The organism is Herbaspirillum frisingense, assembly GCF_047325095.1.
GTDB classification, from domain to species: domain Bacteria; phylum Pseudomonadota; class Gammaproteobacteria; order Burkholderiales; family Burkholderiaceae_D; genus Herbaspirillum; species Herbaspirillum frisingense.
On record NZ_CP168558.1, the window covers coordinates 1,394,024 to 1,418,137 of the forward strand.

The window sequence follows — 24,114 nt, forward strand, 5'->3', positions numbered from 1 at the left end:
AATGCTCAAACTGAAGCCTAACCCGACCTTCCAGCTGGAGGTCGACGTCCCAGTCGCGGGAGAAGCGAAGCCGACCAAGATCAAGATGACTGCTCTCTACCGTGACACCGAGGAACTAGAGAAGCTGATCGGCGGTGATCAGAGGGTGACCGTCGACGAATTCGTCATGGCGACGATCACCGGGTGGGACGAGGTCGATGCCGTCTTCAGCGAGGCTGCTCTCGGCGAGCTGCTGCGCAACTATCACGGTGTCGGCATCGTGATCCATCGGGCCTACTTCAACGAGGTCTATAAGGCGGCGCGGGGAAACTGATCGCCGCGGCCGAGTTCCTCTATACGCCGGAGCCGGATGCGGCACAGTTGGCGGCGCTTGGGCTGACTCCGGATGATCTTGGGGCTGGTGCCAGCAGCTTTGAGGTCTACCCTGAGAACTACCCTTCGGTCGAGGTGTTCAACGCGATGCGGACCCAGTGGCGTGCTGACATGGGGTCCCTCATCGGCCTGGACTATTCGGCGCTGCCAACGGTCATGCGCCTATATGGCGTGCCTTCGGCGAAGCGGCGGAAAGTATTCGATGACGTGCGGGTAATGGAGCACGCGGCGATTAAGTGGATGCGTGAACAGTAACGGCCGCCTTCGGGCGGCATTTTTCTTCAAGGTAGTGAGATATGTCCAACTCTGGCGGAAGCGATCTAGCAGGTAGCGTAACAGTCGGCCTCACGGCCGAAATGGATCAATTCAAGGCCGACATGCGTGATGCGGGCCAGGCCGTGCGCGAGGTCAAGAGCGAGGCCACGTCGGCGGCGGCAACGGTCGTGCCAGCGTTGAATCAGATCTCGGCCGCCGGCACGGCCGGTGCGAAGGAATTGACCACCGCACAGCAGCGCTACCTGGAAGGCCTGCAACGCCAAGTGGCCGCAATCCAAGGCGGCAAAGTGGCGTCCCTGGAGTTGCGTGCCGCTCAGTTGGGTGTGTCTGAGGCAGCGGCACCCCTGTTGGCAACTTGGCGCCAGTTGGAGGCGACCCAACGCAAGAACGCTGAAGCGTCTGTCGTGGCCGCCTCGGCATTCAAGGCTCAAGCCGAGAGCGAAGAGGATGCCGCAGCGCGTATTCGTGCCTCGGTGGCAGCTTCCCTAGAAAAGACCGCTGCGCTCAATCAGGAGATCGAAGCCTCTCGCGCCGCCGCAGCAGCTGCGCGGGAAGTCGGTGGGCGTAGTGCGCCCGCCGGGACAGAGCGGATTGACGCTTCATTGCAGAACCGCTCCCTGCAGGAAACTGCGGACCGGGTCGCCGAGGTCAATCGCGCTCTCAGTTCCATCGGTCGCGGCGCTAGCAGCCAGAAGGAACTGCAGGCGCAGACCGACAAGCTGGTCAGTCTCTGGGGGCAAGGCCGGATCTCTGCCGAGCAGTACGCGGCGGCGGTCAAGCAGCTCGACGTCTCAGAGGCTCAGCTGAACAAGACAAACGCGGACGCTACGGCCAAGGCTGATGCCTTCATCGCACGGCTGAAGGATCAGGCGGCGACCGCCGGCAAGAGTGCCAAGGAGCTGCTGGAGTACCGGGCCGCGCAGTTGGGCGTCACCAACCAGGCGGCGCCACTGATCGAGCAGATTGAGAAGGCCGAGAAGGGAATGCATGGTTTCAGCCTGGCCACCAGTGGCAGCCGGCGCGAGCTGGGTGTCTTGACTCGGGAAATCGCCAGCGGCAATTTCAGCGGGGCCAGCCGTTCGTTCTCGATCTTCGCAGAGCAATCCGGCCTGATGCCGGCACTGTTGTCCCCGGCATCGATTGCTATCGGCGGGCTGGTTGCAAGTGTCGGTGCCCTGGCCGTCGCTTACTTGCAGGGGCATGAAGAAGAGAGGAAGTTCTCCGATGCCCTGGTGGTCACGGGCAATGCCGCCGGCGCCACCGCCGGGAGCCTTCACGAGATGGCCGTACAGGCAGCTGGCTCTCTCGGTAGTCTCTCGGCTGCGAAGGATGTTGTGCTGGAGCTGGCCAATAGCGGTAAGTATTCGGCGGAGCAGATTGGCATGATCGCGACCGTGGCGGTCGATATGCAGGTGGCCACCGGCCGCGCCGTGAAGGACACCGTGCGCGAATTCGAGGAGTTGGCACGCTCTCCCGTCGACGCGAGTGCGAAGCTGAACGAGCAGTACCATTATCTGACGCAGTCGGTATATGACCAGATCGCGGCATTGCAACGACAAGGCGACACCCAGGCGGCGGTGGATCTCGCTGAGCGGACCTATGCCGATGCAATGGGCGAGCGTGCTCGCTCGATCAATGAGCACATCGGGACCATCGAAGGTGCTTGGAACAAGGCTAAGAATGCGGTGGCGGGGTTCTGGGATAAGGTAATGAATGTCGGCCGCCAAGATCTCCTCAAGCAGGACATCGCTGAATATAGGCGGCGTCTCTCAATCGGTGTCTGGAACCCAGAAGACCAAGCGGTGATCGAGAAGCGTATCGCTGAAATGGAGAAACTGGATAAGGCTCAGGACATGGCTGCGGCTCAGCAACGGGAGGATGCTCGCACCAGCAGTGCCTCTATTGAGGCGGCTCGAGCAGTCGACCAGTTGACGGAGTCTGTCGACAAGAATATCCGCAAGCGCAATGAATTGGCGAAGCTCTCGCAGAACTTTACCGCCCTGATGCGGGAGGCAAACCGAACTGGCGCCGCCAACGCCCGACTTGATGGCGTCCTTTTCAGTGAATCTGGAGACCCACTCAGTGGCGGCCTGTTCTCCAAACTGCAAAAGGACATCGAGGACAAGTACAAGGAAAAGGCTCCAGCCGGCACGGATAACGCGCTCAACGCACGGATCAAAGCGATCCAGGGCCAGCTGCAGGAGGCCGAGCGCAACCTCCGTTCTTCCTTGCAAGACAACAAGGCTCTGTACGACGTCGGTTTGTTGAACACGCAAGAATATCTGCGCGCCGATTACGAGGCCCGCCGTGCTGCCTTGGACAAGGAAATGGCCCTGGCCAAACAGCAGGAAGAGGTAGCAGGCCAGAAGAAGAATCTGAGTGCACTGGAGGAGGCGAAGAACCAGCAGCGGAAGATCCGCGACGAGCAACAGCAGAACGAACAGAAGTACGCCAACGACACGCGCTCCCTGCTGGAGAAGAATGCCCGCGATGTGCAGGCCTATGTCGATTCGCTCAATGCCTCATACAACACCCGTGCCGCAGCCATTCGCAACCTGGTGGATGGCGCGGGCCTTGGTGACGCGGCCCGAGATGAGCTGAACCGGCTCAATCAGGTGCAGCAGGAGTTCGACCGCGCCGCCGATGCCCTGCGCAAATCGAGGGAGAAGGGCGAGGCGCATGGCGGCTTGAGCCAGTCGCAGTACGACGATGAGATGGCTGCGCTCAAGGCAAGTCTGGAAGCGCGGCTCCAGCTGGAGCGTGACTACTCCGAGCAGACAAAGAAGGTCCAGCAGGATGGCTGGCTCGGTGCGGGGCGGTTCATGCAGAACTACGCTGACCAGGCTGCGAACATCTCTAGCCAGGTCGAGAGCCTGTTCAGCTCGGCCGCTCGCGGCATGGAAGATGCCTGGGCGAACTTCGCTACCACAGGAAAGCTCAATTTCAGCGATCTGGCGAAGTCCGTGATCGCGGATATTGCCAGGATGCAGGCCCGTGCTGCGGTATCGGGCCTGTTCAGCAATCTCATCCCCTTGGCGCAATCGCTATTTTCACCGGCCGGCGCTGCGTCTTCGGGCGCCAGCACGGCGGACTATTGGCAATCGGTCGTGGGAGGCGGATTGGGCCTGAAGGCCAATGCGCTGGGCGATGTGTATCAGTCGCCGTCTCTCAGTGCGTATAGCGGCCAAGTGGTATCTCGACCGACCGTATTCGCCTTTGCGAAGGGCGCCGGCCTGATGGGCGAGGCTGGGCCTGAGGCGATCATGCCCCTGTCTCGCGGCGTCGACGGAAAGCTGGGCGTCAGTGTGTCTGGTGTACGAGGTGGTGCTGGCGGTCCGGTGGCAGTCAATTTGATCAATCAGTCCGGGACGCCTCTTGATGCCTCTGCGGAGATGTCGCCCAGCGGTGACCTGACGGTCATCCTCAAGCCGCTGGAGAGGATGATGGCCAACAACATTGCCAGCGGCCAGGGACCGCTCACGCAGGCAATGAAGAGCCGTTTCAACCTAAAGGCAGTGACAACATGAGTGTGCAATTCCCTACCTATGCGCGAATGGCTCTTGGCACGTTCCAGGAGAAGCCGAGTAATAACATGGCACGCACGTCGATGGATCGCGGTGTGCCTAAGCAGCGACGAGTGCAGAGCGACGTCCTGGTCGCTCTGTCATTTGATGTGGTCTTCCTGAGTAACAAGGCTGCATCCGATTTTCGAACCTGGTACTACGGCGATGCCGGCGCTGGAACGGTCTGGTTTGATTGGCGAGATCCACGTACCAATCAGACACGTAGCGTCCGGGTGGTAGCGGGGTCGCTCGGCCCTCTCGCTCCGGACGGGCCGTTTTCTTCTGGTGTTTCCAGGCGGAGCATTCAGCTGGAATATGTGGAGCACCTATGACTTCAGTTGGATTCAGAAAGGGCCGGCAGCGGGTCGATGATATCAACGGAATCTTGCAGTTCCTGGAGATCACGCATCCGAGTTTCAGCGCCCCGGTCTACATCGTCAGCGATACGCGAGATTGGGTCAGCAACGGCCGCACCTATATTGGCTTCCCATTCCGGTTTGCCTTCCCCACCGACTCGGAGAACGAGGCCCCTCAGGCCCGGATCGAGATCGACAACACCGGGCGCGACCTCATGGGGGAGATCGAACGCTTGCCATCGGGTGCCGTGCTCAACGCGACGGTCAAGATTGCCGGCCGCGACACGCCGGACGTGATCGAGTGGAGCTGGTCGGTACCAATCATGGCCATCTCGGCCGACGCCGCCTTGATCAGTGGGACGCTGTCGCAAGACCGGCTCTTGAGGCAGCAGGCCGTCCGCCTTCGCCATGATCCAAACACGTCGCCGGGGATTTTCTGATGGTCACCCCTCGCTCTCTGCAGCGGTACATCGGAATGCCCTATGACGCGGAGAAATTCGACTGCGCTGACCTGGCGGTACTGCTGCAGCTGGAGCTGTTCGGCAAGCACATTGCGCTGCCGTCGGAGAGGGCTAGACGAACGGCTCAGGCTGCCACCATCCGGCGCTACCGCACCGAGCTGGCATTCCAGGTGCCGCCGGAGCAGATCAGAGACGGCGATGTCGTGATCATGCAGGCGGACGCCCCGCATATCGGCACGCTCTTTCACATCAATGGCGCTTGGCGCGTACTGCACAACAGCCGTTCCCTGGGCTCCGTCTGGCTGCACCGGCTCGGCGACCTCCCGGGCATTGGCTTATTTATCGAGGGCTTTTACAGATGGAATTGATTGATCGCGATGGCAAGGTGCTGATGCGGATGGGTGAAGTGCAGACGTCTGCACGTGCCGGCCTTGTCGTCACGCCCCATTCGGTCACGCTGGAGGGCCAGCATATCGGTGTCGAATCGCTGCTGCACAATGAAACCCTGGCCGCTTTCCTGGCGCGTACCGCGCAGGAGGTGGATGCCGATGCCTGGGTGGTGGCGATCAATGGCGCCGAGGTGCCCCCGCAGTTCTGGGCGCTGACCCGCCCCAAGCCCGGCGTCCTGATCGAATGCCGGCGACGGGTGCGCAACGGTGGCATCTTGCGCCTGGCGGCCGTGGTCGCTATTTCTTACTTCACCCTAGGTCCCGGCGGTCTCGGCACCAGCGGCCTGTTTGCAAGCGGCGGCATAGTCGGCGGCGGATTCTTCGCTGCTGCGGCCGCATATGTTGTCGGCACAATGCTGGTGAACAAGCTGCTGACGCCTCAGCAGGCCAGTATCGAAGCGCTCCAGAGCAATACGGCCGGCTCCACGTACAGCCTCGCTGCCAGCAACAATCAGAGCCGCCCGTATGAACCGCTGGGCTTGCTGTTCGGTCAGGTGAGAATTACACCGGACTTCTCATCGCAGCCGTTCACCTGGTACGAGGGACAGACTCAGTATCTCTACGAGGTTCTGCACGGCGGGATCAACTGCGCGTCGGTGTCGGACATCCGGATCGGAAAGACGCCACTCGGAAGCTATTCCGATTGGGAAACCCAGTTCGAGGGTTTCCCCTCGATGCCGAATCAACCGCTGGGTGGCTGGGCAAACGTCGATTCTGTTGCCGGCGCCAAGCTGGTGGGCGGGCCGGATCTTGGCTCATGGCAGGCCTACACCCCAGGCGAATGGGTGACGCGAACCACATCGGTCAACACCATGGCCGTTCAGATCGATCTGGACGCATCGCTGTACTGGATCGCCGACGATGGAAAAGTCGGGGAGCGTACTGCCGATATTGAGCTGCAGTATCGTTTGCTTCCCTCGGGCGCCTGGCAGGCGCTGGATCTTCGCCATTACAGCAGCGCCTCAACCGACACCATTCGGGAATCGCTGACCTATGGCCTGCCGCTGGGGCAGTACGAGATCCGCCTACGCAAGAACACCGCTGACAAGTCGTCGAACCGCGAGGCGAACACCTTCGCCTGGTCCTACCTGAAGAGCGTGCAGCCCGACAGCGGCTACTACGCTGGCATCGGGCGGGTCGGCCTGAAGATGCGGGCCTCTGGCCAGCTCAGTGGCACGCTGGATACGGTGAACTGGCTGGGGCAGAGCAGGGCGATTCCTGTTTGGAACGGCTCGGCTTGGGTGACTGCGACCACCCGTGAGACGGGCGCCTCCAATCCCGGCGCCTTGATGCTGCAGTATATGCGTGGCATTTACGGGCCGGACGGCCGGCTGCACGCCGGCATGGGCTTGAGCGATGACATGATCGACTTTGAGTCTCTGCAGGGGTTCATGGTCCGTTGCACTGCGATGAATTTCCGCTTCGACTGGTATCTCGACCAGACCATGTCGCACCAAGAGGTGCTGAGCAATATGGCCGCTGTTGGTCTAGGCAGCCTGGCATGGCCACGGGGCAAGTGGGGCGTCATGTGGTTCCAGGAGAACGAGCTGGAGAGCGGCGTCGTGAACATGGCCACCATGACCGCCGGGACCTTCAAGGTGGATTACCTGACGCTGGATACCTCCGATGGCCTGGAGTACCAATATTTCGACCGGTATCAGGATTTCACCTGGGTCTCTCTGCGGGTGAAATCGCCCAATGTCGAGACGGCCCTCAATCCGGCACGGATCACTTCGGTCGGAGTGACCGAGGAGGCCCATGCGGCATTGCTGGCGCGCTTCCATATGGCGCAGAGCGAATTCCAGCGCAAGTCGATCACCTTCGACACGGATCTGGAACACCTGACCTATCAGCGCGGGGCGGTCCTGCGCCTGAGTCACGACCTGACTCAGTGGGGATACGGCGGTCGCCTGGCCGTTGTGGGAATGGCCGGTGGTCGCGTCCAGCTGACATTGGACGACATATTGCCGGCCGGCGCCGGTGGTTTCATCGGGCTTCGCTTGCTGGGAGACAAGTCGTGCACGGTCTTCCCGGTGCAGCCCCTTGCCGACGAGAGCCGGGTGGTGACACTGGTCAATCCCTGGCCAGCGTCGGTTCCACTTCCTGGTGCTGACGGATCACCGGTGCACGACGTCATCTGGCTCTACGATTTCAAGGCGACGCCGGGTTATCGCGTCCGGGTGACCGAGATTCAGCCTGACTCGGACATGAGCGGTGCGACGGTGACCTGCGTTCCCGAGGGCGACGAGTTCTGGGCTTACGTGCTGTACGGCGCCTATACCCCGCCAGTGAATCAATCGCGCCGACCGGCGCTGCCCGAGGTCACCAAGATCGAGGTGACCGAGCAGCTGATCCGGCAGGGCAATACCTTTGCGGTGACCTTGACGCTGACCATGGATTTCGCCGGCAGCGTGGACCATGTCGAGATCTGGGGCGCCACTGCGGGCAACACGCTGCATCGGCTCGGAACGGCATCGGGACGGCGGTTTGTCTTTACCGGCGGTGTCAGCGATGTCTGGTCATTCGAGGCCCGGCCCTACGACGGCTTCGGCCGGCTCGGGACGGTCGGGCGGGTCGATTACGCGGTGCTTGGGCTGAGTCTTCCTCCGAGCAATGTCCCGTGGTTCCGCATCGATGGCAACACGCTGACCTGGGGTGTGGTGGCGGATGTGGATCTGCTGGGCTACCTGATCCGGTACCACTATGGCGACAACCCGTCCTGGGGTGATGCCCATCCCTTACATGATGGGGTGGTGACAGACACGCCCTATACGCCGCCGGCCACGCCGCAAGGTCCGCTGACGCTGATGATCCGGGCGGTCGATACCTCGGGGAACCTATCTGAGGTGGCGGCCGTGATCCGCACGCAGTTCGGCGACGTCCTGGTCGCCAACGTGGTCGAGACCTACGACGTCCAGGCGATGGGCTATCCCGGCTCGCTCCTGAATGCTTCCGTTGTTGGCGGCCAAATTGTTGCGGATAACACCTCGCTGTTCTATCGCGATGACGCGGCCAATTTCTACAGCCAGTACGACAGCGCGCAGTTCTTCAATGACAACTATGCGCCGCTGATCTACGTCACGACCGTCATAGCGCCGTCCAGGCTGGCCGAGGGCAGTGCAATAACGCTGGATGTCGATTTCGCGGGCGATGCTCAGTTCATCGAGTATCGGACCACGGGTTCGCAACCCATGTTTGCGAAGCCGGATGCCGAGGTGTTCTACGGGGCGGACGGGACGCCCTTCTATACCGATGACGGTGATTTCATGCCGTGGCCAGGACGCATTACCTCCCATGAGGTGCTGTATCAGTTCCGCTTCCAGACAGGGCGGGGGCCGAATCAAGGTCGGATCGGCAAGTGCGTGGCGGTCATCGACATCCCCGACGTCATTGAACGGTTCAACGACGTGGCGGTGCCGGCTGGTGGCATGCGCTTGGCGCTGAGTAAGACCTGGTACGCCATCGACAACATCCAATTGACGCTGCAGGACGATGGCGGAAGCGCCGTCATGGCGAAGTGGCTGGACAAGAGCATTCCGCTGGGGCCGCGTATCGCTTGCTACAACGCGACCGGGGCAATGACATCGGGAAACGTAGACGTGATTTTGCAGGGCAAATGAAAGGTAAATATGGATATCTCCACCATCAGAAGCATCTTGAACGGGGACGCTGTTCCCAATACCGGCCAATACCGGGTCGCAATGGGGAAGCTTTACGACTTCCTCACGGCCTTTACCGGTACCGACTCGGCCGACACCACCACCTTGGCGACGCTGTTGGGGGTGACGTTGGCGCAGCGAACTGGTGTTGTCGGAAGCATGCGCAACGCCAGAATGCGCATTGCTGCAGCGAGCAATGTCGGTAACTTCATTGCCGACGAAGTCATCGTGCAGTCGGCATTGGGCGGCGAGCGTCGATGCCTGAAGGGCGTGAACGGCAATGTCAACCTGGGCGCTGTGGGCGCTGGTGGCATGGATGTCGCTCCCGCGCCCACTAGCGGCTTCGTCTGCGTATATTTGGGCTATAGCCCGACTGCCGGCAACGCCAGATTGTTCGCGCAAGATGCGACAGCGGCCGCACTTGGCGAGGTGTATGGTGGCGCCAACCTACCGGCGGGCTACACCATGACTGCACTTGTGGGTGTGTGGCCAACTGATTCTAGTGGCAGGTTCAAGATCGGGCAGCAGATTGATCGGGAGATTTTTCTGCCGAACACGCTTGCATTTCAATCCGCTGGACAGAAGCTCACTCCCACCTCGTTCTCGGTCGCCGCAGTTGTTCCCAAAAATGCAAAGTCCATGCGCGGCTCTGTGGGCGGCGTTTGCCCGACCTCACAGGCGCTTAACTTCATCGTGGCCGGCGATGCCAGTAACACAGGCTGGGCATATGCCTCCGCCTCTCCTGTAACGGCAGTGAGCGCCCCTTTCGAGCGCGTTCCGTTGATTACGCCCCAAACGCTGTATTGCACGGCGAACAGCAGCGCTGACACTCCTACGGTCAGCATCTATTGCACCGGCTACAGCTTCTAAGAAAGGACAATATGGAAACCGTATTTGTGCAGCTTGATCCGAGCGAGATGTTCATCATCGGCTATATGGGCTCACCCCAGGATCCCGAAGCGTTTCCCAATCAGCTGGAAATGTCAGTGGACGATCCCCGCTGGGCGACCTGGTATAACGCTCAGTCCTACTTCATCCAGCAAGCTGTGCCGGCACCGGTTGCAGCCTCCTAGGCACCCAACGAATTCCATACAAGCCCGCACTGCGGGCTTTATTTTTTTTGTGCAGACGTCTGCACTCGGTGAAAGGGGGTGATGTGGAACGGCCGCAAAGGGCAAAAGAAAAGGAGAGCCGGATCTCGGTTGAGGATCTGTACTCGTCCGTTCAGGGGCTGCGGCGGAGCCTGGATGCTCGCCACGTCGAAAACGTGCAGCACATGGACGCCAACACGGCGCAGCTACGGGAAATCAAGGAGCAATTGGACGAGCTGCGCGAGGGGTTCCCTGCCGGTGATCCTGGTGGCCACCGGCGGTATCACGAGGAGCTCATAAGGGCTGCGGAAGAGCGGCGGAAGTTCTGGCAGGACTGGCGCTCGCACATGATGCGAACAGGATCATGGGCGGCGCTGGCCTTCCTTCTGTACCAGTTCAAGGATTACTTGCGCTGGATTTTTTCAAATATCAACAAGGGGTAGTACATGCTGAAGAAGTTCTATCAGAAATTCCAGACGCGGCTGGCCGCGCTGGTCGACAAGAGCGCTTGGTTCCTGATCGTGCCGGCGCTGGTCATCGTCTATTGCATCGATCCGGTGCGAACGATCTCGGTGCTGACCTGGATGCTGTTCGTCGCCATCCTGGTGGGATTCTGCATCCAGATCAGTCGTATCGCCTGGTCGCCTATCGACCTGGTCAACATGGTGGGCATGGCGGCCCGTGATCCGCGGGCGAGTGCCATTGTGGTCGCGGCCGTCATCGTGTTTGTAGGCTTGCTGGTGCTTTCGGTGGTGCTATGGACGCGACCGTAGTGCTTCCGAAACTGGCGCTGGTGTATCTGCCCCTGCTGCTCACTACGCAGCAGCAGATCTGGCCGAATGCCCCGATGCCTTCATTCCTTGCTGCCCAGATTGAGCAGGAGTCCTGCATCTCGCTCACGCACTCGAAATGCTGGAATCCGCGTGCCGAATTGACCACGGCAAGGGAGTACGGCTTTGGCTTTGGCCAGATCACTCGGGCCACGCGGGCGGATGGCTCGATACGCTTCGACAAGTTCTCTGAGCTGAAGGCCTCCTATGCCAGCTTGGCAGGGTGGGCCTGGGCCGACCGCTTCAATCCTCGCATGCAGATGACGGCTCTGATCGAGATGGATCGCGGAATCTTTCAACGCCTCGATGCGGCGACAGAGCGCGATAGGCTGGCCATGACGCTGTCTGCGTACAACGGCGGGGAGGGCGGTCTTGCCCAGGATCGATGGCAGTGCAGGCTGAAGCCTGGATGCGATCCGTCCCGGTGGTTCGGTCACGTCGAACTCACCAGCAACAAAAGCCGGGTGAAGTGGCAGGGCTACGGCAAGAGCGCCTACGAGATCAACCGGGAGTACCCGCGCAACATCCTGGATGTTCGACGGGCCAAGTACGTCCCTTTTATGGAGTGAGCTATGGCAGGAATTTTACGAGCGCTGATCCTGCTGGTCGCCGGCGGTCTGGTCGGCGCCGGCCTGGTGTGGAAGGAATGGGCTGCCGAGAAGCGTAGTGCGCAAACTGTGGCTCAGGTGGTGACGGCTGGCCAGGATGTGGTGCTGCGCCAGGTGGTCACGAATTACGTGGACCGGGTGAAAACCATCAAGGTCCAGGGTGAAACACGAATAAAGGAGGTGCCGATTTATGTCACGGCTCAAGATGACGCTGCTTGCAGCATCAATGCTGGTTTTGTCCGGCTGTGGAACGCGGCAAACGCCGGTGCCACCATTTCCCCAGATCCCGGCGGCGCTGATGCAGCGCCCAGCGGGGTTAGCCTCTCAGACACTGCGGCCCAGCACGACCGGGAAGCAACCTACACCCATCAGCTCGAAGAGCAACTGATCGCCCTTCAGGACGCCGTCAGTGGCGTCCTGGAGGTGGCCGCAGCGGCGGCCAAGCAGTAAGAGTAGAGCGCCCGGCCGGTTGCGCGAACAACCGGACCGGGCCTCAATCCACTGAGTTAGCAGTGAATCAAGCCAGGGCCCTACCAGCCTCGCGAGGCGGCCAGGAGTCTACCACAACAAGGAAGGTTCACCGTGGCAACACCCAATCCCATCATTCCATGGCTCGGCGGCAAGCGCCGCTTGGCCGACATCATCATCCCCCGTTTTCCTGCTCACACGTGCTATGTCGAAGTGTTTGCGGGTGGCGCAGCGTTGTATTTCCTGCGGACTCCTGCGAAGGTCGAGGTGATCAACGACGTCAACGGGGACGTGGTCAATTTGTACCGTGTCGTCCAGAACCACTTGGAGGAGTTCGTCCGCCAGTTCAAGTGGTCACTGTCCAGCAGGGAGATTTTCAAGTGGCTGCAGGACACGCCGCCAGAGACCCTGACAGACATCCAACGTGCAGCCCGGTTCTTCTACTTGCAGCAGCATTGCTTCGGCGGCAAGGTCGAGGGACAGACCTGGGGCACGGCCACGACTGCACCTCCCGTCAATCTGCTCCGGATTGAGGAGATGCTGTCAGCCGCACACCTGCGCCTGGCTGCTGCGCAGATCGAGCGTCTCGACTGGACGAAGTGCGTCGAGCGCTACGACAGGCCGCATACGTTCTTCTATATGGACCCTCCATATCTGGAGACGGAAGGCTATGGAGTGCCATTTCCTGTCGAGCAATACGAGCGCATGGCATCAATGATGCGAGCGCTACAGGGCAAGGCCATAGTCAGTATCAACGACCATCCAACTATCAGGAAGATCTTCGCGGGATTCCAATTGGAGGAGCTGAGTATTGATTACACGGTTGGCGGTGGCGGCAAGGCTGCTCGGAGAGGGGAACTGCTGATTTATAGCTGGGATCGGGAGCAAGAGCCGGCCGGACTGTTTTAGGCCGAAGAGGGTGATGAGCTTCAGCGATAATGACAACTAAATTCGGACTTGTCGAAAGATTGACGTTTCCATCGTGTATTGACATTCCTTCGAGGACCGCTTGTAATGTCAGAAGAGGGCCAGTGTTTGCGTCACTGGCCCTCTATTAGATGATCAAGTTGGTGTGGTTAAGATCATCAATATTGCTTGGCTAAGCATCAACTGCAGGATTGGAGCCGGCATTTCAAACTCCAATCCTGCATCCCTAAAAGTCAATTTGACTTTCATCGATAGACCTCCGTAAAAGCGTCGGAACCTTGTGAAGCCCCGCCTACCGGGTCTCAGGCCGCCGACAGATCCTATCTTAGCTCACGTCAGGGTGAGCAGAGTATTCAACAGCCTCCTCCTAGTTGTCGGTTTATTAGTCCGCCTAATATTTTTTTGCGTTTTCTTCCACATTCTCAACCAATTTGCGATATGCGATAACGCGTAGTCCCGCGCGAGGACTAGGGTCCGGAAGGAACGAAGAATATTTTCTGTTTTTTTTATAATTTGTGGCATTGTTGCAACGAGCGTGCTGCCTATGCCTGCTGATAAATTCCCGGCTAAAGATTTCCGCTGTGGTCGTAGCCAAAGCGCGACTAGTACAAGCAGATGGCGATAATGAGGCAGTGGCTGGGGGATGAGGCGGCTGGACTCGTTTAGCTTTTGATTTACACCTGGGGGTCGGGCTCAAGCGGCTACTGGGCTGTTCTAGGTTGAAGAAGAGCGCCTGTGCAGACGTCTGCACGGGCGCTCTTTTTTTTGCTTAAAATACTGTGTTTATATACAGTATTGGCGAAAGCTTAATGTCTATTAGTCTCAATCAAATGGACCCCCATCCGCAGCCGGACGATATTGGCCTTCGCCAGCCGGACGGGCCTGGTCATGGTCAAGGTGCGATGGGGAGTCCGCCTCGGCGAGGGATACTGGTTACCGTGAGGCGACTTAAGCACCAGGGGGTAAACTTGTCTCCTGACGAAAGGAAGCGAGCTCAGGCGGTGGTAGGGGAGTTGAAGATCCGCCAAGTGAGTGAGCGGAGGTCCGAATATCGTTCCATCGCCGAAGTTCTGGACTTCGATGATAGCGACAGTCAGCATCTTAGATATTTCCCGTCCAGGCTGCTGGTACTACTGAATCCAGAAATCCTTTGGGTGGATGAGCGGGGGATGCTGGTCTATGGGATTGAGCGCGTAGGTGGTATTGGAAGTGCAATGGTTTCCTACTGGCAGACGTGGCAGGTCGGTTTCGGCATAGTCGATGCTGGGCCGCCGTTTTGATGGAGTTCTATTTTCGTAGTTGGTATTGTGCCAATGTATATAAAATGCTCCTGGTAAAGAGGCTATTTTAAAAAAAACACATATGGGGGAATTGTGCACGGACAGTGGACAGGTACATTCAGCGGTAGCGGCGATCAGAGCGTCCAATTCAATGTGATCCTTAATCTTGATGAGCGCGGAAGGACTGCCGAAGGACGAATGTTTGTTCACTTTGGACCAACATATAGCCCGCCTGGTCTTGTTTTCTTTCTGTCAATTCCTCAAAACAAAACAAATCGTTTTTCTATCTCGTTAGATAAAAATTCATTCTTCCCTATTGATGCCTCTTCGGGTCTTCAATATTCATGGACCGAATTTGATCGGCAATTCCCTGAAAAGCCTTTCACTCAGTCTTTCAAATTTGCTGGCGAACGCAAAGGAGCGGAATTCCAGATCCAAGTCGAAACTGACCAAGTGATTGGAACAATAAGGTTAAGCCAACGGCAACAGAAAAGCTCAAGCTTAGCGAGCCAGAGGCTGTCGTGGAGTGAGTTTAAAGAAAAGGTGAATGGCCTAGATTCAAACCGCTTCATTTATCGTGGGCAAAACCAAACCTGGCCTTTACGAACCAGCTTTCATCGAACTAAGCGCGCAGACTTATCTCGGTTTTTGGCAGAAGATATTCAGACGCTGCACCGAAGACTATCCGGGCAAACCAAGCATGTGTTCGACCTTACGCAGCCTTTGCAAAATGGAGCGTTCTTCAACATGCTTCAGCATCATGGTTATCCCACACCGATTCTAGATTGGAGCCACTCGCCCTATGTAAGTGCATTCTTTGCTTTTCGAGGGCTATCGAGTGAAAAGTCTCAAGATGGTCGCAATCCATACGTTCGAATTTTTGTCTTTGACATGCAGGAATGGGTGAGGGACTACAGCCAGGTCTCTATGCTCGATGTAGTTACTCCGCATTTCTCCGTGCAAGAGTTTATGGCACTAAATAATGACCGTCTCGTTCCTCAGCAAGGAATAGCTACTGTCACGAACGTTGATGATATCGAGCGCTACATCGCGGAAAGAGAAACAGAGCGAGGCAAGAACTATTTATCCGCCATCGACATTGCATGGAATGCACGAGATGAGGTGGTGAAAGACCTAAATCTGATGGGCATTACGGCGGGATCTTTGTTCCCTGGAATAGATGGCGCTTGTGAAGACGTGAAAGAGCGCCTATTCAATATTTAAGCGGGTGTTGCACTGCTCGATGGAAACCCTCGGCGCGGAACGCGCTTCTGCGCCTAATTTAGTGTTCGGCGAACCTTACGAAGCTGGGCTTATTCAGTTGAGTCAGAACCGTAGAACGATAACTCTCGTACCATCAGCGCGGATATCGTCGGATTTTTGATATTTCGCCCGAGCACCTAACGGCGTAGTTTTCAGCGTAACTTCTCAAGAATCCGGCAAGTTCTCATAGGTAAAATGACCAATGCATCATAAAGTATGATTCGGAACAACATTTCGTGAGAGAGCCTATGCGAGAAAAATTTTCCGCCTTCTATAGCGTCCCCGAAGACGAACGCGAAGCGGCGTGGTCCGACGCTACCTTTGTGCTTGACGCAAATATCCTGCTAAATCTCTACCGATTTCCGCTGGGTACTCGCAGGGACCTATTGGAGATCTTTGATAACCTTGGGGATCGCCTATGGGTTCCATTTCACGCAGCATTGGAATATCAGTTTAGTCGTCCCGGGGTTATTGCTGAGCAGCAGCGCAAATTTTACGAAGTGAAAAAGGCACTTGACGCGGGGTTGGACACGATGACCCAAAGGTTGGGTGCGCTGCAGCTCACGACGCGTCACTCCATCATTGATGTAAATCCCATCGTGGATAAAATCTCTGAGGCAATTGCCGTCTTTAAGAATCAGCTTGACGAACTAAAGAAGGGCAGTGATTTCGACCTCGACAGTGACGCTGTTCGGAGTCGATTGGATGGCGTTCTAGCGGGACGGGTAGGTAATCCACTGCCCAAGGAGGTCCTCGGTCAGATTCAAAAAGAGGGCGAATTAAGATTCAAGTCTCTAATGCCTCCCGGATACCTGGATGCTGGGAAGGGTGGGAAAGGTGACTTAGGCCCGTTCATGTATGAAGGTCTCTACTATGAGCGCAAGTACGGCGACCTCATCGTCTGGAAACAAATTATCAAGCATGCCCAAGAGCGAAAACTAAAAAAAATTATTTTCTTAACTGATGATGCTAAAGACGACTGGTGGCTAACGATAAATTCCGAAGGTCCAAAGACAATAGGGCCAAGACCGGAATTACGGGAAGAAATTCGAAGGGAGGCGGAGGTCGAATTTTTCCATATGTATGACACGAGCAGCTTCCTCAAATTTGCTAGTAAAAACCTCGGTCGCGCCGTGCCGCAAAAATCTATTGACGAGGTTAAGGACATTGTGCGAAGTGCACGGTCGGAAGTCGCGAATGTTGAAGTGGAGGTTGGCACGTCGCTCAATAGTGAAGTGGGTAAGCGGGTGCGCACCTGGCTACAGAGCACGGGCCAGGTTCCTATTCAAGTATTAGGTCATGGAAAGGCCTTTGCGTCCATCAATTCTAAAATGGTCGAACTGAGTATCCTTATCGTGATTCCTGGCAAAGATGTTCAGCATCTTCTGAAAAATGCGGTTATTGACAGCCTTGTGCGCAAAACTGATTTTGATAAGCTGGTGATAATCGTTGGCGGAGTCGACGACCATGAAAGCGCGGCCGAATGGTTCGCCCGGGAGGACGGACGATCCCTAGGCAATCATTATGCACTTATCTATGGCGCGCTTGAGTCTGAAGAGGAAGAATCCAGAACAGTTTTTAAGCCTCAGTTCGCTGCCGGGGTATTGGGTCATTATTTGCTACTGCTTTCTTGAGTCGTAGTTGGGCTTATTCTATGAAGGTCTTTTGCCCGGATTTGGGTGTACCTTGCCAGCATTCTCCAGTCGCGATGACCTGAGACCAGCGCGACCTGTTCGATGCTATAACCTTGCTCGAATAGCCGCGAAACCCCTTCGTGTCTGAGATCATGGAATCGCAGATCTTCGATGCCTAAGGCATTGCAAGCCCTCGGAAATAAGCTACTCACAGTCCCTTCGTTGATAGGAAAAATTCGCTCCTCCTTATCGACTTTCGGCTGGCGCTTGACGATATCGAAGGCGTCGCCTAGGAGCGGGACCTCCTGATCGTTGCCGATTTTCGCCCGAGGATGCTTTCGATTGCGGATAATGATGGTTCTGTCCTGCTCGTTGAGGTCAGCCCATTTGAGGTTGATGATCTCGCTCAGGCGCATGGCCGTGTCGACCGCGAAGGCGATCAGATCGGCCATTGGGACCTTCTGGCGCGCTTTCACCAAGAACCAGGTGCTAATGTTGCCCAGCTCGACCTTCGTCGGCCGGCGCGTGCGCTCTTGCGACCTGGTCGACAGACCAATGTGCGCCATGTAGGCGCGCGCCTGTTCGACGGCATCCAGGTTCACTGGCCAGCGCCAGATGTTTTTGGCAGCCTTAATGACGCTGGCGAAGTAGGTCAGGTCGACGGCGATCGTCACGCCACCCGCGCCGGCGGCTTTCCGGACCTTCACATAGTCGATCAGGACTTCGCCGGTGAGTGCCGGCATCGTATGCTTACCGAGTGCGAGTTTCAAATTCGACAGCACTGCCTTTTTGTTTTTGCCCAACGGTTTGACCTGGGTCTGCTCCTCTATATAGCGATCGATAGCAGAGCCGAGTGTCTTGTCTGATATGATACGCACGTCCTGAAATTTGAGCGCCCGCATATCGGCTTCCTGCCGCGAAGCCCATTCCTGTGCCTGCGCCTTTGTGTCGAACATCTCGCTCTGCGCGGGAAATCCCTTCCTCCGAATCCTCGCACGCCAACGCTTGCCAATTTTCTGGAATGTCGCCATCTGGATTTTGTCCAATTTTTGTCCAATGGCGAATGATAAACCATTTATTTTCGTGAAATATCGTGAAGTCTGAATTGGCCAAAGAAGCGCCGGAAAGCCGCGCTAGTGCTGGGAATAGCCTGAGTTTGCCGCCTCGGACGATTTCTGTCGCCCCGATGATGGACTGGACCGACCGCCACTGCCGCGTCTTCCACCGCCAGATCACGCGCCATACCTGGCTCTACACCGAGATGGTGACCACCGGTGCGCTGCTGCACGGGGATGTGCCGCGCCATCTCGATTTCGATGAGCAGGAGCATCCTGTCGCCCTGCAACTGGGTGGCAGCGAGCCGGCCGACCTGGCGCGCAGTGCGAAACTGGGCGAGCAATGGGGGTATGACGAGATCAACCTGAACTGCGGCTGCCCCTCCGAGCGCGTGCAGAAGGGGGCGTTCGGCGCCTGCCTGATGGGCGAGCCGGCGCTGGTCGCCGATTGCGTCAAGGCCATGCGCGATGCGGTGTCGATTGATGTGACGGTAAAGCATCGCATCGGCATCGACCAGGTCGAGTCCTACGACTTCGTGCGTGACTTTGTTGGACAGATTGCCGATGCCGGTTGCAAGACCTTCATCGTGCATGCCCGCAACGCCATCCTCAAGGGCCTGAGCCCCAAGGAAAACCGCGAAATCCCGCCACTGAAGTATCACTACGCCTATCAGCTCAAGAAGGATTTCCCGGAGCTGGAAATCCTCATCAACGGCGGTATCAAGACCCTGCCCGAGATCGATGAGCATCTCCGGCATGTGGACGGCGTCATGCTGGGCCGCGAGGCGTATCACAATCCCTACCTGATGGCGGCTTTCGATGCCCGCTACTACGGCGATCTGGAGGGTGGCCTCCAGCCCAGCCGGGCTGAGGTGATCGAAGCGATGTTGCCGTATATCAAGCGTCAGCTGGAACTGCACGGCGACAATGGCCGCGGCCTGCGCCTCAACAGCATCACCCGCCACATGCTGGGTCTGCTGACCGGCATGCCCGGCGCGCGCGCCTTCCGCCAGACCCTGTCGGACTCCAAACGCCTCGCGCTGGGGGACCCGGCGCTGTTGCTGGAAGCCCTGCAGCGTACCCAGGCCGCACAGGCCGCGTAATTGCGCAACGGAGGAGGCCCGCAATCCTTTAAAATAGCGGGTTCCAATTGGGAAAAGAGCTCGAATATGCCACTTGCTACAACCGAAGAAATCGTCGCCGAGCTCCGTGCCGGTCGCATGGTGATCCTGGTCGATGAAGAAGACCGCGAAAACGAAGGTGACCTGGTGCTGGCCACCGACTTCGTGACGCCCGAAGCCATCAATTTCATGGTCACGCATGCGCGTGGCCTGGTCTGCCTGACGCTGACCGTAGAGCACGTGGATCAGCTCGACCTGCCGCTCATGGCCACCCGCAACGGCACGGCCTACGGCACCAATTTCACCGTTTCCATCGAAGCCGCCGAAGGCGTCACCACCGGCATCTCCGCCGCCGACCGCGCGCGTACCATCCAGGTGGCCGCCTCCAAGGGCGCCAAGCCCTCCGATCTGGTGCAGCCGGGGCATATCTTCCCCTTGCGCGCCCAGAAGGGTGGCGTGCTCATGCGCGCCGGCCATACCGAAGCCGGTTGCGATCTGACGGCCATGGCTGGACTCACGCCGGCGTCGGTGATCTGCGAAATCCTGAAGGAAGACGGCACCATGGCCCGTCTGCCGGACCTGCTGGAATTTGCCGAGAAGCACAAACTGAAGATCGGTACCATCGCCGACCTGATCCATTACCGCAGCCGTAACGAGAGCATCATCGAACGCGTGGCCGAGCGCGAGATGCAGACCGCCCATGGTACGTTCAAGGCCATCGCCTATCGTGACACGCCCTCTGGTGGCGCTCACCTGGCGCTGGTGCGTGGCGACATCCAGCCGGGCCAGGAGACCCTGGTGCGCGTGCATCAGCCGGTATCCATCCTGGACCTGCTGGAAGCCGGCGTGACCACTCACTCGTGGAACCTGGCTTCGGCCATGAAGGCGGTGCAGGAAGCGCCGTCCGGCGTGATCGTGCTGCTCAACTGCGAAGAATCGGCGCAGCAGATGTTCGACCAGTTCGGTGCCCTGAACAAGGTCGGTACACCCGAGGCGGCCAAGCCGACCCGTGCCGACCGCATGGATCTGCGCACCTACGGCATCGGCGCCCAGATCCTCAAGGATCTCGGCGTGTGCAAGATGAAGCTGCTGGCCAGCCCGCGCAAGATGCCGTCGATGGCCGGCTTCCAGTTGGAAGTCACCGGCTACCAGACCCGCGACGTGGCCTGATTGCAGGACGACACGATTACGCAATTACGCAAGTCAACCAATCGAGAAGGAACAGCCATGACCATCGGAACCTATGAACCAGACTTCAATGGCGAAAGCTTGCGCATCGGCATCGTGCAGGCGCGCTTCAATGAAGACGTCTGTCACGGCCTGCTGGCCGCTTGCCTGGCCGAGCTGAAGCACCTGGGCGTGGCCGACGAGGACATCCTGCACGTGACCGTGCCGGGCGCGCTGGAAATCCCGCTGGCACTGCAGAAGATGGCCGAGACCGAACAGTTCGACGCCCTGATCGCGCTGGGCGCGGTCATCCGCGGCGAGACCTATCACTTCGAACTGGTCTCCAATGAATCCGGCGCCGGCATCACCCGCATCGGCCTGGACTTCGGTCTGCCCATCGCCAATGCCGTGCTCACCACCGAGAACGACGAACAGGCCGAGGTCCGCATGGCCGAGAAGGGCGCCGATGCCGCGCGCGTCGCGGTGGAAATGGCCAACCTGTCCATCGTCCTGGAAGAACTCGGCCAGGCCACCGAAGAAGAATAAGTCCCTCCCGCCGTGCCGCTTGCAGCGCAGGCGGCACGGCAGTGCCGCCGCCTGTCTTGGGTCGGCACTCGCATTCATCAGTTTCAGTCATTCGAGGCTCCGGCCGCATTCATCATGTCGAACAAATCTCAACACGCCAATTCGAACAAGAACCGCACTCCGCGTCACCGCGCCCGCGAGTTCGCGTTGCAGGGCTTGTACCAGTGGCTGCTCAACCACGAGCATGCGGGCGCCATCGAAGCCCACATCCGCGAAGCCCACGGTTTCGACAAGGCCGACGCCGAGCATTTCGATGCGCTCCTCACCGGTGCCATCCGCGATGCCGAGAAGCTGCGCGCCGGCCTCTCGCCGCTGATCGACCGTCCCATCAAGGAATTGTCGCCGGTGGAGCACGCAGCCCTGCTGATCGGTGCCTACGAGCTGCAGAACCACATCGAGATTCCCTACAAGGTGGTCATCAACGAAGCGGTCGAGCTGACCAAGTCCTTCGGCGGCATCGATGGTCACAAGTACGTCAACGGTGTGCTGGACCGTTTTGCGGCCCAGACGCGTGCCACTGAAGTGGAAGCCGCCGGCCGTCGCTGAGCCGGATGGGGCTCGCCTTTGTGGTGAGCCTGCGGGCCGGCGTTGATCGTCCCGCGTTTGCTCCTGTTTTGCCCCCGTTTTGTCACTGTTGTGTGTTCGTTGTCGGGAATTAGTGCATGAACCTGAATCAACTGGCTGCACGTCTGCAGCACATCGCCCCCTTCCATGTGATGGAATTGTCCAAGAAGGCGGCCGTCCTGGAGCAGCAGGGACGCCACCTGATCCACATGGGCATCGGCGAGCCGGATTTCACGGCTCCGCCTGCCGTCGTGGAGGCGGCAACCCGCGCCATGGCCGAGGGCAAGATGCAGTACACCTCGGCGACCGGCCTGCCGGCCTTGCGCACGGCGATCTCGCAGCACTATCGCCAGGTCTATGGCCTGGACATCGCGCCGGAGCGCATCGTCATCACCGCGGGTGCCTCTGCGGCGCTGTTGCTGGCCTGTGCGGCGCTGGTGGACCGTGGCAGCGAAGTGCTGATGCCGGACCCCAGCTATCCCTGCAATCGCCATTTCGTGGCCGCCTTCGAAGGTCAGGCCCGGCTCATTGCCAGCGGCCCGGAACACCGCTTCCAGTTGTCGGCCCAGATGGTGCGCGAGCACTGGAGCGAGGCCACCCGGGGCGTGCTGCTGGCGTCGCCATCCAACCCCACCGGGACCTCGATTCTTCCGGATGAATTGCGCGCCATCGTCGGCGAAGTCCGCCAGCGTGGTGGCTTCACCATCGTCGATGAGATCTACCAGGGCCTGTCCTATGAGGGCGAACCGTTCTCGGCGCTGTCGCTGGGCGATGACGTGGTGGTCATCAACAGTTTCTCCAAGTATTTCAACATGACCGGCTGGCGCCTGGGATGGCTGGTATTGCCGCCAGCGCTGGTGCCGCAGATCGAGAAGCTGGCGCAGAACCTGTTGATCTGTGCCTCGTCGATCGCGCAGCATGCCGCCGTGGCCTGCTTCACGCCGGAAACCATCGCGATCTATGAAGAGCGCAAGGCCGAATTCAAGCGTCGTCGCGACTACATCGTGCCGGCACTGGAAAGCCTGGGATTCACCGTACCGGTGGTGCCGGACGGCGCCTTCTATGTCTATGCCGACTGCAGCGCGCTGTCTGATGATGCCGACCAGCTGAGCCTGGAGATGCTCAACGAAGCCGGCGTGGTGCTGGTGCCTGGCCTGGATTTCGGTCCCTTCACGGCGCGTCGTTATATCCGCCTGTCCTATGCCACGTCGATGGAAAACCTGCAGGAGGCGGTAGCGCGTCTGCGCGTATTCTTCGCGCAGCGTCAGAAGGAAAAGGCCGCCTGAGCCGGGAGCCTGGCAGTGGCCAAAAAAAAGGAGCCCGAGGGCTCCTTTTTTGCGTTCTGAATACCGGTAATATCCAAATCGCAACGCACTGGCCCTTATAGGGCAGCGAGTTGTTCTTCCGCCTTTGGCTTGGCAGCCGATGCCACGTTGTTGGCCGGCTTGGGCTGCTCGGCGCTGGCCGCCACACCGGAGGCCGGCGGCAGCTTGACGGTTGCCGTGGTGTAGATGGAGATGTTCTTGCCCATCGCGACCTGCTTCAGGTTCTGGTACTCGGACAATACCTTGATGCCATAACCACCGTCGTTGGACATGTCGGCCGCGCCGACGTAGCTCTTCAGACCTGCTTCGACGGAGCCGCCACGGGTGACATATTCCTTCAGGATCTGCGAACCGACGCGAATGTTGGCGACCGGATTGAGGGCTGCCTTGATGCCGCCCAGCTCCTGGAACTTGTCGTGGTGTACCTTGGCCATCACCTGCATCAGTCCCTGCGCGCCCATCGGGCTCTCGGCGAAGGGGTTGAAGCGCGATTCGATGGCGATCACCGACAGGATCAGCAGCGGATCGAGCTTGATGTCACGGGCCGTCAGGTAGGCGGCCGACACCAGCATGTCGGCAGCGTCACTGGCCACGCGATAGCGCTTGGCCAGCCAGTTGGTGACCAGCTTCTGCTGACGCGGGTTGCCCAGCAACTGGCGATCTTCGGCCGACAGGTTCTGTGCTGCCAGCGGAGTGATCGGCGCAGGCTGCACCGTATCGGCCGCCATCACGCCTGCCAGGGCGGTGGTCGGAGCCACGGGTGCGGTGGGCGACATCAATTCGGCCAGACCCGGGGTGGCCGGGGTGTCGGCTTGCTGGACTTCCTCCGTGGCATCGGAGAAGGGGGACATGCTGATCAGCTTGTCAGCCAGTTCGGGATTAAAGAACATCAGGCCCAGCACAAACAGCGCGGCAATGCCGAGTATCGTCAGAACACGATGGGCGATACCGAAAAATTGAGCAATGCGCGAGTTGCCGGAGAGATTCCGGAAATTCACGCGGCGAAGCACCTGCGGGGCGCCTGATAAAGGCGCCTCGGAAGCTTGGTTGGACATTGAAC

At 58.8% G+C, this 24,114-nt stretch carries 23 protein-coding genes; 21 read left to right on the top strand and 2 right to left on the bottom strand.

Features of this window, described 5'->3' with window-relative positions; all coding sequences use genetic code 11:
- The first annotated feature begins 1 nt into the window (after position 1).
- The 16 genes from ACEOAC_RS06450 (at position 2) to ACEOAC_RS06525 (ending at position 17,237) form a co-directional block, all read left to right on the top strand.
- Complete coding sequence (locus ACEOAC_RS06450) at positions 2-313, top strand: phage tail assembly chaperone (protein ID WP_413443306.1); 312 nt, start codon at positions 2-4, stop codon at positions 311-313.
- 47 nt (positions 314-360) lie between these two features.
- Entirely contained in the window at positions 361-627 is a 267-nt protein-coding gene (locus ACEOAC_RS06455; RefSeq protein WP_413443307.1) for a DUF1799 domain-containing protein, read from the top strand.
- Positions 628-728: 101 nt separating this feature from the next.
- The gene (locus ACEOAC_RS06460) at positions 729-4,175 is read left to right on the top strand and encodes a phage tail tape measure protein (RefSeq protein ID WP_413443308.1); all 3,447 of its coding nucleotides are present in this window, start codon (positions 729-731) and stop codon (positions 4,173-4,175) included.
- Between the two features lie 364 nt (positions 4,176-4,539).
- Positions 4,540-5,007, top strand: a complete 468-nt coding sequence (locus ACEOAC_RS06465; protein ID WP_413443310.1) for a DUF1833 family protein — start codon at positions 4,540-4,542, stop codon at positions 5,005-5,007.
- On the top strand, positions 5,007-5,396 hold the full coding sequence (locus tag ACEOAC_RS06470) for a hypothetical protein (protein WP_413443311.1): 390 nt from the start codon (positions 5,007-5,009) through the stop codon (positions 5,394-5,396). Before ACEOAC_RS06465 ends, ACEOAC_RS06470 begins: the two co-directional genes overlap by 1 nt.
- The gene (locus ACEOAC_RS06475) at positions 5,387-9,097 is read left to right on the top strand and encodes a host specificity factor TipJ family phage tail protein (RefSeq protein WP_413443312.1); all 3,711 of its coding nucleotides are present in this window, start codon (positions 5,387-5,389) and stop codon (positions 9,095-9,097) included. The genes ACEOAC_RS06470 and ACEOAC_RS06475 overlap by 10 nt, the downstream gene beginning before the upstream one ends.
- Positions 9,098-9,106: 9 nt before the next feature.
- Positions 9,107-10,006, top strand: a complete 900-nt coding sequence (locus tag ACEOAC_RS06480) for a phage tail protein (protein ID WP_413443313.1) — start codon at positions 9,107-9,109, stop codon at positions 10,004-10,006.
- 11 nt (positions 10,007-10,017) lie between these two features.
- Positions 10,018-10,209 (top strand): hypothetical protein, encoded by a 192-nt coding sequence (locus tag ACEOAC_RS06485; RefSeq protein WP_413443314.1) that lies wholly within the window; start codon positions 10,018-10,020, stop codon positions 10,207-10,209.
- An 83-nt stretch (positions 10,210-10,292) separates the two neighbouring features.
- Positions 10,293-10,670 (top strand): hypothetical protein, encoded by a 378-nt coding sequence (locus tag ACEOAC_RS06490; protein ID WP_413443315.1) that lies wholly within the window; start codon positions 10,293-10,295, stop codon positions 10,668-10,670.
- Positions 10,671-10,673: 3 nt separating this feature from the next.
- Positions 10,674-11,000, top strand: coding sequence for a hypothetical protein (locus ACEOAC_RS06495; protein WP_413443316.1), 327 nt, complete (start codon positions 10,674-10,676; stop codon positions 10,998-11,000).
- The gene (locus ACEOAC_RS06500) at positions 10,985-11,626 is read left to right on the top strand and encodes a hypothetical protein (RefSeq protein ID WP_413443317.1); all 642 of its coding nucleotides are present in this window, start codon (positions 10,985-10,987) and stop codon (positions 11,624-11,626) included. The genes ACEOAC_RS06495 and ACEOAC_RS06500 overlap by 16 nt, the downstream gene beginning before the upstream one ends.
- A 3-nt stretch (positions 11,627-11,629) precedes the next feature.
- Entirely contained in the window at positions 11,630-12,115 is a 486-nt protein-coding gene (locus ACEOAC_RS06505) for a hypothetical protein (RefSeq protein ID WP_413443318.1), read from the top strand.
- Positions 12,116-12,247: 132 nt separating this feature from the next.
- Positions 12,248-13,042 (top strand): DNA adenine methylase, encoded by a 795-nt coding sequence (locus tag ACEOAC_RS06510; protein WP_413443319.1) that lies wholly within the window; start codon positions 12,248-12,250, stop codon positions 13,040-13,042.
- 986 nt (positions 13,043-14,028) lie between these two features.
- Complete coding sequence (locus ACEOAC_RS06515) at positions 14,029-14,340, top strand: hypothetical protein (RefSeq protein ID WP_413443320.1); 312 nt, start codon at positions 14,029-14,031, stop codon at positions 14,338-14,340.
- Between the two features lie 198 nt (positions 14,341-14,538).
- Positions 14,539-15,564: an FRG domain-containing protein gene (locus ACEOAC_RS06520; protein ID WP_413628750.1), complete on the top strand. Its 1,026-nt coding sequence runs from the start codon at positions 14,539-14,541 to the stop codon at positions 15,562-15,564.
- Positions 15,565-15,851: 287 nt separating this feature from the next.
- Positions 15,852-17,237 carry a PIN-like domain-containing protein gene (locus ACEOAC_RS06525; RefSeq protein ID WP_413443322.1) on the top strand — a complete coding sequence of 462 codons (1,386 nt, stop codon included), beginning with the start codon at positions 15,852-15,854 and terminating at the stop codon, positions 17,235-17,237.
- On the opposite strand, the gene ACEOAC_RS06530 is transcribed toward ACEOAC_RS06525, so the two are convergent.
- Complete coding sequence (locus ACEOAC_RS06530) at positions 17,216-18,283, bottom strand: site-specific integrase (RefSeq protein WP_413443323.1); 1,068 nt, start codon at positions 18,281-18,283, stop codon at positions 17,216-17,218. The two genes, ACEOAC_RS06525 and ACEOAC_RS06530, sit on opposite strands and share 22 nt — an antisense overlap.
- A 104-nt stretch (positions 18,284-18,387) precedes the next feature.
- Here ACEOAC_RS06530 and dusA point away from each other — a divergent pair, with 104 nt between their 5' ends.
- The 5 genes from dusA to ACEOAC_RS06555 all read left to right on the top strand — a co-directional run bounded on the left by dusA (position 18,388) and on the right by ACEOAC_RS06555 (position 23,015).
- Positions 18,388-19,395, top strand: coding sequence for a tRNA dihydrouridine(20/20a) synthase DusA (dusA, locus tag ACEOAC_RS06535; RefSeq protein ID WP_413443331.1), 1,008 nt, complete (start codon positions 18,388-18,390; stop codon positions 19,393-19,395).
- Positions 19,396-19,461: 66 nt separating this feature from the next.
- Positions 19,462-20,583, top strand: a complete 1,122-nt coding sequence (ribBA, locus tag ACEOAC_RS06540) for a bifunctional 3,4-dihydroxy-2-butanone-4-phosphate synthase/GTP cyclohydrolase II (RefSeq protein ID WP_413443324.1) — start codon at positions 19,462-19,464, stop codon at positions 20,581-20,583.
- A 57-nt stretch (positions 20,584-20,640) separates the two neighbouring features.
- Positions 20,641-21,126 carry a 6,7-dimethyl-8-ribityllumazine synthase gene (ribH, locus tag ACEOAC_RS06545; protein WP_006465461.1) on the top strand — a complete coding sequence of 162 codons (486 nt, stop codon included), beginning with the start codon at positions 20,641-20,643 and terminating at the stop codon, positions 21,124-21,126.
- A gap of 114 nt (positions 21,127-21,240) precedes the next feature.
- On the top strand, positions 21,241-21,711 hold the full coding sequence (nusB, locus tag ACEOAC_RS06550; RefSeq protein WP_039877107.1) for a transcription antitermination factor NusB: 471 nt from the start codon (positions 21,241-21,243) through the stop codon (positions 21,709-21,711).
- Between the two features lie 116 nt (positions 21,712-21,827).
- Positions 21,828-23,015: a pyridoxal phosphate-dependent aminotransferase gene (locus ACEOAC_RS06555; protein ID WP_413443325.1), complete on the top strand. Its 1,188-nt coding sequence runs from the start codon at positions 21,828-21,830 to the stop codon at positions 23,013-23,015.
- A 95-nt stretch (positions 23,016-23,110) separates the two neighbouring features.
- Here ACEOAC_RS06555 and ACEOAC_RS06560 read toward each other — a convergent pair whose 3' ends face one another.
- Positions 23,111-24,109, bottom strand: a complete 999-nt coding sequence (locus ACEOAC_RS06560) for a transglycosylase SLT domain-containing protein (RefSeq protein ID WP_413443326.1) — start codon at positions 24,107-24,109, stop codon at positions 23,111-23,113.
- Positions 24,110-24,114 lie beyond the last annotated feature (5 nt).